The organism is Rhizobium sp. A22-96 (assembly GCF_053521805.1).
In genome coordinates this window covers 578255-592621 of record NZ_JBNWDQ010000003.1, presented here as the reverse complement: position 1 = coordinate 592621, position 14367 = coordinate 578255, and the positions used below count along the sequence as shown (strand labels likewise).

Annotated in this window: 6 protein-coding genes; all 6 read right to left on the bottom strand. The window is 59.2% G+C overall.

The genetic code is table 11. The features are described from left to right. Window positions 1-47: 47 nt before the first annotated feature. The 6 genes from ACQZ6F_RS15610 to ACQZ6F_RS15585 all read right to left on the bottom strand — a co-directional run bounded on the left by ACQZ6F_RS15610 (window position 48) and on the right by ACQZ6F_RS15585 (window position 14323). Window positions 48-1346: a capsule biosynthesis protein gene (locus tag ACQZ6F_RS15610; RefSeq protein WP_449093432.1), complete on the bottom strand. Its 1299-nt coding sequence runs from the start codon at window positions 1344-1346 to the stop codon at window positions 48-50. Continuing rightward, on the bottom strand, window positions 1346-2938 hold the full coding sequence (locus ACQZ6F_RS15605; RefSeq protein ID WP_449093433.1) for an LTA synthase family protein: 1593 nt from the start codon (window positions 2936-2938) through the stop codon (window positions 1346-1348). Before ACQZ6F_RS15605 ends, ACQZ6F_RS15610 begins: the two co-directional genes overlap by 1 nt. A 116-nt stretch (window positions 2939-3054) precedes the next feature. Continuing rightward, window positions 3055-3909, bottom strand: coding sequence for an SDR family oxidoreductase (locus ACQZ6F_RS15600; RefSeq protein WP_449093434.1), 855 nt, complete (start codon window positions 3907-3909; stop codon window positions 3055-3057). 17 nt (window positions 3910-3926) lie between these two features. Continuing rightward, window positions 3927-5351 carry an aminotransferase class I/II-fold pyridoxal phosphate-dependent enzyme gene (locus tag ACQZ6F_RS15595; RefSeq protein WP_449093435.1) on the bottom strand — a complete coding sequence of 475 codons (1425 nt, stop codon included), beginning with the start codon at window positions 5349-5351 and terminating at the stop codon, window positions 3927-3929. Further along, entirely contained in the window at window positions 5351-12817 is a 7467-nt protein-coding gene (locus ACQZ6F_RS15590; RefSeq protein ID WP_449093436.1) for a type I polyketide synthase, read from the bottom strand. Before ACQZ6F_RS15590 ends, ACQZ6F_RS15595 begins: the two co-directional genes overlap by 1 nt. A 327-nt stretch (window positions 12818-13144) precedes the next feature. Next, on the bottom strand, window positions 13145-14323 hold the full coding sequence (locus ACQZ6F_RS15585; RefSeq protein WP_449093437.1) for a polysaccharide biosynthesis/export family protein: 1179 nt from the start codon (window positions 14321-14323) through the stop codon (window positions 13145-13147). Window positions 14324-14367: the final 44 nt, after the last annotated feature.

Here is a 14367-nt window from a genome sequence, read left to right as displayed (position 1 = left end):
CTGATTCCCTTTGCAGCGCTCATATCGAGATGCGTCGTATCGGGCGGCTATGGAACATCGATCTTTGCCGGCTTTTGCCGAGGCAGGGGATCGATGAAGGCGCCGGGCAGGTTGACCGTTCGTGACAGCAATCTTTCGGCAATCTGCTTGGCCGCGGCGTCTGCACCTGCTCTAGAGCAGAAATTGCCGCGTAGCTGCACGCTCGAAGCAAGCAGCCGCAAAAATGCGCCGCGAAGCTCGGCCGACGGCAGCACCGGGTCCTGCCAGAATCGATACAAGGGCTGCTGGTCGGTAAGCCCTTCCATATCATAGACCGCGACGCCCAGAGTTTTCACCGGCTTGCCGGCCTGTAGAGCCGAAAGTGCCGCGGTGGAATTGACCGTCACCATCCCCCCGCTTGCAGCAATCAATCTATCCAGGCTTCCGCCATCGATGACATGAACACGGTCTGGCAGGCCCAGGGAGGCACTGAGGCGGGCAATATAGGCCCTCCAATCGACGAGCCCACAATCGAGCGGGTGCAATTTGACGACGAGATGCGTCTCGTGGGCCGCATTCGCGGCAAAGGATCGCAGAATCAGCCTTATGGCATCCTCTTGTCGATGAAAGGGGGAGTGCGAACGCAGCTGATAATCCGTCTGGAGCTGCAAGGGGTAGACAAAGAATCGCCGCCCATCGCCGATCATCCTCTCGATCACTCTCCCCGCCTCGCGTGACCGCCTTCCGCCAAAGGGAAGTTTGCGAAGCCAACCGGCATATTCCATCAGCGGATGATAAAGCCCATGCCGCCGGTAGCCGGGATAGAGGAACCAGAGAAAAACCGTCGGCAGATAATAGAGCAGGTCATAGAGCGCTTCGGCGAGGAAAGTCTGGCTGAAACACGGCGTCCAGTCCGGCTCCGGCAGATTTGCAGCCGCCTGGATGATATAGGCCGGATCCGCCGGAAAATGTGAGTTGGAAGACAGCCCATCACGCTCGAGCGTCACCCAGTCCGGCCGCAAATATCCCATCTCCACGACGCTGACACAGACGCCCAGCCGGTGCGCCTCTTCGATGGCGACGCGATGATAGGGACGCTCCTCGCCATGCAGAATCAGATCCGTGACATTCTCGGTCTCGAATCGATGCCTGACGTAGTCACGCCAATCGGTGAAATTGCCCCGATAATTGAGAACACCATCTTTCCGCCAGGAGATCCAGTCTCCGGCATTCAGGTTGATGCGGAGGCATCGGCCGCCAGCTGCCCGCAGCGCTCTGGCGGTATCTACGAACAAGGGCGAGGATGGCCCCTGAAGGAAGAGGAACACGCGGGGAGAACCGTCTCCCTCCCCTTTCCCCTCTGTCATCACTCCGAAACCTCAGTGCTCAACCCCGCATAACGCAGCATGGTGCCGATGAGATTCCAGGGCGCCTCTTCCTGCTGCGGCGTCGGCTTTTGCGAATGGGCGCGAGCCCTCCCCAGCGGCACGATGACATAATCGGTGCGCGGATCGGGGAACGGATCGGCGAAGGCCTTGAGCAACGGCGCATGATCGCCGTAAAACAAGAGCCAGACCGGGCGATCCAGCCTGTCGAGATGATGGGCGAGATTGCCGAGCGCATGATCGGCGCGCATCAAGAGCTCACCGTAAATATCCACCGGATTGACCAGATCGCCGCAGCGACCGGGCTCCCACGGGCCGTGATTCGCCATGGAGGCGACAAAGACGAAATTCTTGTTCGGACCATCTTCGTCGATCGCGCGAATCACGCTTTTCGTCAGCGTGAGGTCGCTGACATAGGGACCGTCCCGCTCTGGATTGTGATCGAATTCATCCAGCATCATCATCCGGTCGAAGCCGAGCTGGGGCAAAGCCTTGTGGCGCAGGAAGAAGGTCTTGTCATAGGGGTGAATGAACTGCGTCTTCCATCCCGCCTTCTTGAGCCGCGCGGGCCAGACGACATCCTTGTAATGGCTGGCGCGCAAATAGGGATAGCTCGCATCGATATGCACATTTTCGGGTAACAGCCCGCTCAGCACCGCAAATTCGGTGCGCAGCGTGTAGCCCCCTTCGAAAACACTGGTCATCCGGCCCCACTGAGCGGCTTGATCGCGCAAACGGTCGAGATTGGGGAGCTTGACGTTCTCGACGCCGAAATGCCGGAGATCGATGAAGGACTCGGATTGCCAGATGACGATGAGCGGCTCGTCGTCGCCCTGCTCCCAAAGCTCCTGCAATGCCGAGATAAAGCGCCCCGACAGCTCCGCGACGATCGCCTCGCGTCTGACGCCAACCCAGATGACGAAATGAAAGACCACCGAGGCGAAGGTGCCGAATCGCACCGTATCCACTTTGACGTCGACCTTGCCGAGATACCTCTGCGTGAAACGGCATACCGGTTCGCTGACTATCCTGCTGAACAGAGCAAGCCACGGCGCGAAGGCGACGGCCAACATCACCAGCACCCAAAAGAAATCATTGTGCGCCGGCAGAACAGATGGTTCCCAATACATGTAGAGGCCGCTTAGGCCGAACACGTAAGCGAAGGCGATCACCCAGAAGACGATATTCAGCGAGGTCGCGTAGAAAATTTCCTTGTACTTGAAGACGTCGACAACGAGAGCGATGTCAGAGAACACCAGGGGTTCCCGGATGAATTCAAACTTGGCGCGCGAAATGCCAGTGAAGATGACAAAGAAGCTGATGACGGCCTGCGTGCTGTAGATGGGGCGCCAGGAAATTGCGAAGAAGGCGGCATAGATCAGCAGGATCACAGGGATTCTGACTGCCCAGTCGCAAATTGTGCGCCACCAGCTTCTCTCTATACGATTCTGCGCATTGATGGCTGCTGGCATCGCGAAGGTATCGGTCAGGAACACCACGACGCAGGAAAACGCGAAGCCTGCAAGCGTCAAGAGAACCGGAAAATCATGAAGCTTCAAAACTACGCCACCCATTATTCGCTGTCCGTGACAGCGTTTTCTTCGCCCGCCGGGAACGGGCAGCCAACTCCCTGACTCACCTTCTCCTGCCGATGTTTCGCAGGAAGCGCAACAGCGACAACTGCTTTGTATTACTTACCATGATCAAATCGTCGATCCGAACTTTCGGCAAGACTTTCGCTTGTCTCTTTCCCAATGTTTTTTCGCGTTTTTCGCGAGACCCACCATATCAGTGATGGCTTTATCAGAGGCCCCAAATAAGCGAGCATGGTCAACGAAAACCCAAAGTGGATCTTCGCCCTGCCCCGATCGATCCCGCCAACGATCTTTGCCGCCACCGCCTCCGCACTCCACGGCTTGACCGAGCCCATGAGGGCCGCCGCTTCAGGCGGCCGCATCAAGAGTTCGCGCCGATATTGCGGCGTCTGCGTATCGGGCGGGAAGCAGATTGAAACGCGGATGCCGTAAGCCGCTGCCTCGGCGCTCAACGCCTCTGCGAAGCCGCCCAATGCGGATTTGGACGCACAATAGGCGGTATAACCGAAAATACCGATCAAGGCGGCACCGGACGAGATCATCATGATCTTGCCGTCACGGCGGCTCTTCATACCCTTGTAGACCGCGCGCACCACATTTGCAGTTCCAAGCAGATTGATCGAAATCTGTTCATCGAAGACAGATGCCGGCATGGCGTCGAATGTCCGGGGTTCGACAATGCCGGCGGACGCGATCAGAATATCGCATGGCCCGAACGATGCTTCACAGCTCTCAATCGCTGACGAGACCTGTGCGGCGGAGGCCACGTCGACCGATGCGATTTGAATGCGGGAGCTATCGATTCCCGGGAGCGCGGCGATCTGGGCTTGCGCCTGCTCCAATCGTCCTGGATGACGGGCAAGAAGAGATACACGATCGCCACGGCTCGCATAAAGCGTCGCGATCGCCAAACCAATTCCGCTGGAGCCTCCGGTGACGATAACGTGCATGAACCCCCACCCGGATGTTACGGCCTGCCGCTCGATGTCTGGATTGTCGGCAGCAACTGCATCATCTTATCCATATCAAGCGATGCCAGGCCGAAATTCCTGTCCTGCAAACTCTTGAGCTTCGCCGCGGTCAACGCAACCGCACGGCGGATCTGCTCCTCCGTGTGATCGCAGGTGATGAAGAAGCGGAGGCGTGCCATGCCCTCCGGCACGGCCGGATGGATGATGGGCAGCACATTGATGCCTTCCGCCAACAGATCGTTCGAAAGCTGCGCCGCACGAAGCGAATCGCCGACAATGACAGGCACGACCGAATGACCGACGCTGAGGCCGGTATCGAGGCCCGCCGCCTTGGCGCATTCGAGAAACAGGTGACCGTTGCGCCTCAGGCGCTCGGTTCGCTCTGACCCGGATTGAAGGACATTAAGCGCTGCAATTGCCGCGGCGGCAAGGACAGGTGACAGACCGACGCTGTAGACAAAGCCGCCCGCTTCCGCCTTCAAGATATCGACAAGCGCGTTGTTGCCGGCGATGTAACCGCCACAGCTCGAAGTCGTCTTCGACAGGGTACCCATCCAGATATCGACGTCGCGCGGATCAAGCCCGAAATGCTCAAAGGTTCCACGGCCTGTTTTCCCGAGGATGCCGAGCGCATGGGCTTCGTCGACCATCAGCCAGAAACCATAACGCGCCTTCAATTCCAGCAGAGCCGGCAAGTCGGCCACGTCGCCATCCATCGAATATATGCCTTCGACGATTACAAGGATGCGCCGGAAATCCGATGACAGCGTCTTCAGGGTGCTCTCGAGATTCTCGACATCATTGTGTTTGAACAGCCGACGTACGGCGCCTGAAAGCTTGATGCCAGCCAATGCGCTGTTGTGGATGAACTCGTCGTGGATCACCAGATCCTGCGGCCCCATGAGGCAGGCGATCGCCGCCACATTGGTCAGATAGCCGCTGACGAAGCAAACCGCGGCGTCGACCCCGTAAACGCCGGCAAGTTTCTGCTCCAGCTCCACATGCCCAGGCCGTTCGCCGGCAACCAGACGACTGGCGGAGGCGGAAATTCCGAAGCGATCGATGGCCTCCTTGGCGCTCGCCGCGACATGCGGGTCCGTATTTGTGCCCAGATAGTCATAGGAAGCGAAGTTGACGAAGTCGCGCCCGCCGATGCGTGTCGTCGCGCCGGCAGCAATATCGTGCGAACGATAAAAGGGATTGGCGACGCCAAGCATCTCGCCGGCTATCCGTTGCGTCGCAACGCGCTTGTATTCCGGCAGATCTTCAAAGCGGATCGCCTGACGTTGCTGAGGCAGAGACTGCCGGTTCAGGCGTTCGGCACGATTGCGCCCAGAAGATTCACCGACGCGGCGCATCTGTTCCAGCAGATTGCTTTTCTTCTGCTCCGCCGGGCTGCCATCATTGGCATCTTGCGTCATTACTTGGCGACCCTTTTTTCCTGCTCCGCAGTGTGGCTGCGGGCCAGACGTTCGACCACCTGATCTTCGCTCGCCGAAGCGCTATCCGCTTCGTCGCCACCGCGATTCATGACGCGGTCACGCAAGCGGCTGACCACGTCACTGACGGTAGTGCCCTCACCTACGCCGCTCAAGGGTATATCGAAGCCCGTCTTCTGCTGAAAGCTCAAGCCGAGTTCCATGGCCATCAGGCTATCGAGGCCGATATCCTTCAACACCTTGTCCGGTGTCACCGTGTCTTCGGTCACGCGTAGGATCGCAGCAATCTCGGATGCGACGAGCGCGTGAAGTGTTGCCTGCGCCTCTTCTTCCGACTTGCCCTTGATCAGTTCCCTGAGATCGATGATACCGCCTTCGTTCAGCGACTGGTGGCTGCCGGCATGGCGCATCAGCGGTTCAAACAGCGACCGGCTTGCGATCGGCAACAGGCGAACGGCATTCCAATCGATTTCGCCAATCATGACGGCGGCGGCGTCTACGGTCCCCTTGTCTGCCAGGATATAGCGTTCGACCTGCTCCAATGCATCGCGGGCTTTGAGGGCGGTCTTGCCGATGCGCTTGGACAGCAGTTCGTTGACTTCGCCATGACGGGCGAGGAAGCCCTTGTCCGCAATGGCACCAAAACCGACGGCCAGGGCAGGCTTGCCGGCTGCGCGCCGCGCACGCGCCAAGCCTTCCAGATAGCCATTTGCGACCACATAATTCGCCTGCCCGGGATTGCCGAGCATGGTCGTGGCCGACGAGAACAGCAGGAACAGCTCAAGCTGATCCTTTTGCGTCAAACGATCGAGGATCTCGGCACCGCGTATCTTGACCTCGAGGACGGGTCGATTGCGTTCCGGCGTTAAATTGGCAAGGAGCGCATCATCCAGAACCATGGCGGCGTGAATGACGCCCTTCAGCCCGCCTTCGGCTCGAAGCGAGGAGAGCAGCGCCCCGGCTGCCTTTTCATCGGCGATATCACAGGCGTGCAGCGTCGTCACAACGCCCCGCTTCGCCCAATCGCCCATGGCCTTCTTCGTTTCAGCGTCGGCTATGCCGCGGCGAGAACACAGCGCGATACGGCGCGCACCCTTGGAGACAAGCCAATCGGCGGCGGCAAGTCCGAAACCGCCAATACCGCCAACCACGAGGAAAGTGCCCCTGGCGTCAAACCGAAGGGATTTCGCCGGTGCGGGCAAGACAGCATCGCTTCCGACAACGGGTGGCCGCACGACGATCTTGCCGATATGGCCGGCATTCTGCATCAACCTGAAGGCGTTGCCGATCTCATCATAGCCGAAGGCACGATATGGCAGGGGCGTCAGTTTTTCGTCCGCGAAGAGCTGACCGATTTCCGCGAAGATTCGCCGCGTCAGGTCGGGCACATTGACCAGCAGTTGATCCGCATCGATGCCGAAATAGCTGACATTACGGCGGAAGGGCCGCAGGCCGATCTTGCGATCGGAATAATAGTCGCGCTTGCCAAGCTCCAGGAAGCGCCCGAACGGTTTGACCAGTTCGATGCTGCGCTCCATCGCTTCGGAGAACAGCGAGTTGAGAACGAGATCGACACCCTCGCCACGCGTTATCCGGCGAACATCGGTGACGAAATCCAGCGAGCGGGAATCGAACACATGGTCCGCCCCGAGCGTCTCGAGGAAGCGGCGCTTTTCGACCGTGCCTGCGGTGGCTATGACCCTGGCGCCCTTCAGCTTTGCGATCTGAAGCGCTGCGAGGCCGACGCCGCCGGCCGCTCCATGGATCAGGATGGTTTCGCCCGGCTGGATGCGACCAAGCTCGACCATGGCGTAATAGGCCGTCAGGAAAGCAACCGGCACCGTGGCTGCGGCAGCGGTTTCCATTTTCTCCGGCAGCCTGGTCACGCCATCACGGCGGACGCGAACATGCGTGGAGAAGGCGGCGGGGCCGATACCCATCACCTTCTCGCCGGGTTGCAGATCCCCGACCGCATCTCCCACGGCAAGAACCCGCCCGGCAAATTCCATACCGATCGTGGCGCCAGCAAAACCGTCCTCCAATGCCTCTTCCGGCAGAAGGCCCATCGCCCACATGACATCGCGAAAATTGAGGCCGGTGGCTTCAACGGCGACAACGACCTCACTCTCCTCGGGCACCGGAAGCTTTGTTTCCTCCCAGGCCATGCTGTCGAGGCGACCGCTTGCGTGCTGGCGGATGGTGGCGGCGGCAAAGTCATGCCGGTTCGTCTCGCTGGCGACGAAGGGGCCGGCAGCCGCCCGGATCTCCCGAATTTCTCCAGTCGAGCGATCCAGTGCCCATTCCCTATTGTCGGTCTCTGCGGCCAATATGGTCTCGACGACAGCGAATGCCCGCTTGTCCTCCGCATCGACATCCACCAGGTGCACATCGAAAGCGTCGTATTCGTTTTGAAGGACGCGCGCGAAAGCCCAGAGGCCGGCATTGGCGACATCGACGGGTCCGCTGGACAATGGCGAGCCACCCGGCGCAACGATGACCAGCTTGCTCCTCACACCGTTGCTGTTGCGCGATAGTGTATTTGCCAGTTCGGTGAAGATCGAAAGGCGAGACAGCGAGAGTTCGGTCGTGTCGCGATCGCGCTTCGCATTGGCGATATAGACGATCCCACACGAATTTCGGTCGAATGCTTCCAACACTTCCGCGATATCGACGGACGATGAACCGATGTCGACAACGGCGGCTCGTCCATTCAGGCCGCCCATGCCCTTCTTGCCCTGCTCGGACAGGATCAACACCGGCTCCGAAATTTCCACCCGGTCGGTCGCTTGCGACTGTGGCTCAGCGATGGCCGACCCAGCAATCAACGTACCTTCCGGAAACGCCAGTTCGCGCAGCTGGACTTTGGCAAAGCCCAGTGCGGCAAGCAGATCCTCGACCTGTTGCTTCGTACCGAGTCGTCCGACCGGAAATTCCGGCGACTGGCTATCCTCGAACCATCCTTCCGACAGGCCGAAAACAAAATCATTGAAGGCGCTCGGCGCACGATCGGCCAGCAGCAACTGACCGCCACGGATCGCAACGGCGCGGACCATGGCCTGGGTGCCATCATCATGCCGCAGCAGATGCCGGCTCTGGTCGCCGGTTGCAACAAGAATATCCGCGACGGTGCGATCAGCCAGCTTGGCAGGCTCGGTCACGATGACGTTCGCGTCGCGTTCAAAAGCGATCTCGAGCGAACGGCGCATCTGCTCGCGCGGCTCGGCAATGGTGAGGCTGGAACCTATCGCTGTTGCAATTTCGGCCAGCCTGCGGCTGAAAGCCGTCGATACCGAGCCAATCTCGACAATATGCCGGATGACGCCCGGATTGGCTTCGATGGAAGCCGCAAGAGCCTCCGCCAGGATCTCAAGCCGTCTTTCGCTCAGCGGGGATTGAACGAGCACATGTTCCAGCGTCGCGCCCCCAGGCAGATTCGGGCTGGATACCGATGGCTCTTGTCCCAGGGCGTGCGGTCGCATTGCCGCCAAACGCTCGAGTGTCTCATGATACGCATTGTTGACGAGAACGGCCTCGGCGACCCGGCCGGCATCCTCGCGATAAATTTCCTGCAGCAGTTCCGCAACCGGCGGCAGCGTCGGTTCCGTCGGGATATTCCATTCGCTCCCCGTTGCAGAGGCTATGCCGGCATCTTCGAGAATATAGAGGCAATTGACCAGGAAAGGCCTGAAGTCAGGATCACCCGGGAGGTCGGAAAACGAAACAGTGCTGCGGCGCTCGGCAGCCGCGAGGGCGATATCATGGCATGCCCGGTAAATCGCGGCGTCAAGAAGCAGGGTCGCATTGTTGGGCGAATGATCCCCGCCCACGCCTGGCAAGGCCGAGACATCGGACGGGCGCATATCTGCATTCGATCGGCGCGCGAAGAGGCTCGACGGGATACTTTCATAGTGAAACGCGACGGAATCGAGCGTTGTACGGCGGCGCAGCTGCGTGCGGCGGAAGCGACAATCGTCGAGGTCTGCGACCCGTTCGCCGCTCGCATCGAACAGGCCGAAGCGCGCCTTGATCGAATTGGCGCTGAACCGATCGATCTCGATGAGAGCCTTGACGACCGATCTTGCCTTGCCAAAAATCCGCACGGTGCCGAAGTGAACCGGGATATAGGGCGCGCCGGTTTCGTCCCCGGAAAGCTGGTCGAAAAGAGCAACAAGTCCATGGAAAGCCGCATCGACCGACATGGGGTTGAGATTATAGGTCGCGAAGGGATTCGAAGGCGAGGCCGCCGGCTTCAGGTCCACTTCGATTGCGTCATGACCATAAGCGATAGCCTTCGACAGCAGTTGGAAGCCCGGACCATAATGCAGTCCGAAACGCTCCGCCGTTTCATAGGCCATCTCGGAGGTCAGGACGGATTTGCGCGCCTTGCTCGATGGTTCGAAACCGTTGCCAAAGCTCTCGGACTCAAGCGGTTTGCGGCAGCGCGCGACGGCGTGGATGGTCCAGTCATCATGGCTAAGACGTTCGCGTGACCGGATCTCCAGATCTCCGGTCTCAGGCGAGAGGATCGTCGACAATTCCACCATGCGGTCCTGGCGCAGCTCAAGCGGCCGGACGATCTCGATATTGCCGATTTCAACCTCATCCGCGCCATAATATTGTTGCGCGGCGGTGACGGCGATCTCGATGAAACCGCTGCCCGGCATGATTGCCTTACCATCGACCACATGCTCCGCAAGGTCGGTATACAGCTGGGCATCGAGATGGTTTTTCCAGCTCGAACCATTGGGGTCGGTTCGCCAACCGAGCAAGCTGTATGCGCTTTTGCGATCGCGGCCGAAAATATCGATCTCGTCACTGGTCGGTTGAGTGCGCAATTCGACCAACTCGAATGGCAGCGGCGGCAGATTGACGAATGCGTTGCGCGCGGCGCTGCCCCTTGCCCGCAGCGCCGGCGCGCCATTGGCAACCGCGCGCGCAAATGATTGCGAAACCGGATCGTGACCGGCGACCGCAGCCTCGCGCGGCAAGGTCGGTATGGCGATAACCTGGATCGAGGCCTGCTTTGCAATTTCCGCTATGTAATTGGTCAGGATCGGGCGTGGAGATATCTCGATGAAGAGATTGCACCCCATCGCCATCGCAGCCTGGCAGCCGGCCTTGAACAGCACGGGGTCGCGCACATTACGCCACCAATATTGCGCATCCAGCAGACGTCCGTCGCGCAGTTCGCCCGTCACCGTGGAGATGAAGGTCCCTGCCCCGTCATCCGGCGCCACATCGGGCAGATCTGCAAGGAACGCATCCTTGGCGCGATCGATGATCGGATGGTGAAAAGGATAGTTGATGTCGAGGACATGCGCGACGATATGGGCTTTGCGCGCAGCGTCCCTGAATGCTTCTATCTCGCTGACCGGACCGGAAATCGTCACCGAATTCGGGGCATTGATCGCGGCAATGCAGATGCTGTCGAGGCCATTGGATCGCGCGAAGGCAAGCGCCGCGTCTTCGTTGAGAACAACGGCCGCCATCTTGCCTTCACCAGCGAGAAGATCCTGATGCAGCGAGCGTTTGGCGACGATGGCGACAGCTTCGGCAGCCGTCAGCGCCTTGGCGGCATAGGCAGCAGCGATTTCGCCCACGGAATGACCGAGGACGGCATCGGGCCTTACGCCTAAGGCCCACAAGCAATCCGAAAGCGAAGCCTGGACCGCGAACAACAGAGGTTGCGCAATCTTGGTATCGGCCAGCCGCGCAGAAAGATCCGGAGCGACCAGAAGATCCGTGAGCTTTTCGCCCAGATAATATTCGAAAAGTGCGCTGAAAGACTGAAAGCACTGACGGAAATGGCGATTTTCCTGATAGGCGCCGGCGCCCATGCCTGCCCATTGCGAGCCGTTGCCGGAAAAGACAAAGGCGATCTTGGCGGCCTGTGCCGGCGCCTCGCCGGCTTCGCCGACCGAATTCTTTCCGGCAAGATGCGCATCGATTGCGGCAAGCACAGCCGCGCTGTCCTTGGCGCGCGCGGCGAAGCGGTGACGCATCGGTTCACGGTTGGCTGCGGCGGACACGACGATCTGTCGAGCTTCCTTTGGCTCGGCATTTTCAAGACGTCTTCTATAATCTTCAAGCAGCGCCGAAAGTGCCGAAGCGGTCTGGGCGCTGACGGCAAACACCATCCCTTCGCCGCGAATTTGAGGTTCGGGCGGCGCGATCGGATCGGGATCGCTGATGACGACATGAGCGTTCGTGCCACCGAATCCGAAGGAATTGACCCCGGCGAAGCGCGCCTGCTTTGCAGGGAGAAGTTCGATCGCAGAGGTGTTGACCCGGACGTTCAATCCTTCGAAGTCGATATTTTCGTTTGGCTTGTCGAAATGCAGCGACGCCGGCAGGAAATTGTTCTCCAGCGAGATCATCGCCTTCAGCAGACCGAAAAGACCGGATGCCGGCTCGGTATGGCCGATATTGGTCTTGATCGAACCTACCGGCACCGGCGCTCGGCGATTGCGCCCTATGACTTCACCGATCGCCCAGATCTCGGCGGGGTCGCCGACCTTTGTTCCCGTCCCGTGACCCTCTATAAAGGCGATACGATTGACGTCTATATTCTGGCCTTCATAGATCGAACGCAGCAGGGCGGCCTGTGCCTCGCGTGACGGCATGGAAATGCCGTTGGTACGCCCGGACGAATTGACGCCGACGGCATGAATTCTGGCGTAGCTGCGATCCTTTTCACGCAGGGCGACATCGGTCCGCCGCAGCACGATCGCCGCGCCGCCTTCCGCGCGGACATAGCCGCGGCCGTTATCGTCATAAGCGCGGCAGAGCCCCTCGGGCGATAGCATGCGTGCCTGTGCAAAGCCGACAAAGGACATTGGGTGGAGCAGAATGTTGATACCACCGACAATGGCCGTATCGATCTCACCACATTCCAGCGACCGCACCGCCTGGTCCAAAGCAACCAGCGACGAGGAACAAGCGGTATCAATCGTCATGCTCGGGCCGCGCAGCCCGAATATGTGCGAGATACGGTTGGAAACGATGGACAGCGTATTGCCCGTCATAAAATACGGGCTGCCGGAGGCTGGGTCCTCGAGTGTCAGATTGCCGTGCTCCAGAGAGGAAGCACCGATATAGACACCGACTTTCTGACCCTCAAAGCCGTCGATCGGCAAATTCGCATCTTCCAGGGCGCGCCAAACGACATTTAGAAGAATCCGCTGTTGCGGATCCATCTGCATGGCTTCGCGCTGCGAAAGGCCGAAAACCGCCGGATCGAAGCCATATATATTATCGATGACGCCGGCGGCGTAGCTATAGGTCTTGCCCTGGACGCCGACAGCCGGATGCCAAAAGCGCGCCAAGTCCCAGCGCCCCTCAGGTATGCGGCTTACAGTACAACGCCCTTCCTTGAGGACGAGCTGAAGCTCTTCGATCGACCCGGCCCCAGGTGCAACGCTTGCGCGTCCGATAATTTCAACTGTCATGATCTCTCGGCAATATTTCTACAGAATGCGTCGTATCAAACTGGCCAGTTTCACTATCAACTGTTCACACGATAATTATCTCTGGTTGTCATAGATAAAAAATCCGGGCGTACAGTCAATATGCGGCAACGCAGCAACCGATGCAATCCATGATATCCAACGCCTTAGGCGGAAGTCGCGCTCCCCTTTCATCCCGCATATCAATTCGCGATCAATTCGATCTTAACAACAAGGCATGATCCGTCACGACCATACAGATGTCGGCATCTATCCATCGATGCGGGTGAAAACAGAGGTTTACCGGAGAAGGAACCTCTGCCGTTGGTATTATTGGCTCAGAATGGTTGCTGTCGCAGCTCCCTGGGCGGCGATACCCAATGGCGCACCGACAATCGACAGGAACTTGCGAATATCAACCGAGGGATGACGTGACACATAGATCACATCACGGCTCTTGACCGGGAAAGTCTGCCCAACGATCAAGCTATCGGGATTGGACATATCGAAACGATAGACGATCGGATAACGCCCCTTGGAATCTGGCACCATGCCCTTGCGCAGCAGCCCCTGGAATCGCACCGGACCAAGCAGGCTCCTGACGACATCCGGCTCCTCGTAACGGAACAGGAAGAAGCCCTTGGCGTTGCTCGAGTCATCGATGGCGCCATGCCCCAGGGCAACGGCCTCAAGAAGGTTGAGATCGTTAGCCCCAAATTCCAGGCGTCCGTCTCCGCGCACGGAACCAAGCAGCGTGAAGGTTCTCGGATCACGGACGAGGAAAATCTGATCGCCCGGCTGGACATAGATATCCTCGGAGGGATGCTCGATAATGGACTTCAGCAAAGCCGTCCCGGTCCTGCTGCCGCGAACCAGCGTGACATAGGTCTCGTAAGGCTGCGTCGAAGGTCCGCCGGCCTTGGCGATCACCTCGGTAATCTTTTCCTTGGTCAGGTCCAGCGAAACCATGGAAGGACGGCCGACCGAACCCGAAACAGTGACGGTTCGCGACGGCGTTCCCATGCTCGTCACGATGACATCAGGCTCGACGGCCTTGGTCGCCAAAGCCGCCAATATAGCCTTGCGGGCCTGATCGAGCGTCTTGCCCGAGAATCGAACGGAGCCAGCATAGGGGATGGCCGCAGTTCCGTCGGGCTGCACGACGATATCCAGCGACACTTGCTTAGATTGCGCCGTGGAGAAGAGGCCATCAACACCGGCCTCGAAAATCGTCACTTTCAGTGCGTCGCCAACGCCGATTACGACCGGTGCGGCGCCACCACCGATGCCGAACCGGCGATTGAACGCGGAGGAAACATAATCCGAAACCAGCCGCGCGCTGCGGCTGTCAATGTCGACAATATCGAAAACCGCTGCATTCTGCCGGCCAAGTTCGGCACTGGATTGCCCCGCATCCTTGGTTATCGCATCAGCAAGCGGCCCCTCGCTCGACACGGAGTTGCACCCCGCCAAAACAAGGCAACAAAGTACGGCGCCAATACGAATCAATTGAACAACCTCAAACCCATTTGCTGCCGCACTACCCGACGGTT

Coding starts and splice junctions, on each gene's coding strand:
- ACQZ6F_RS15605 (WP_449093433.1), bottom strand. CDS start 2,938: ATGGGTGGCGTAGTTTTGAAGCTTCATGATTTTCCGGTTCTCTTGACG.
- ACQZ6F_RS15595 (WP_449093435.1), bottom strand. CDS start 5,351: ATGACGCAAGATGCCAATGATGGCAGCCCGGCGGAGCAGAAGAAAAGC.
- ACQZ6F_RS15600 (WP_449093434.1), bottom strand. CDS start 3,909: ATGCACGTTATCGTCACCGGAGGCTCCAGCGGAATTGGTTTGGCGATC.
- ACQZ6F_RS15610 (WP_449093432.1), bottom strand. CDS start 1,346: ATGACAGAGGGGAAAGGGGAGGGAGACGGTTCTCCCCGCGTGTTCCTC.
- ACQZ6F_RS15590 (WP_449093436.1), bottom strand. CDS start 12,817: ATGACAGTTGAAATTATCGGACGCGCAAGCGTTGCACCTGGGGCCGGG.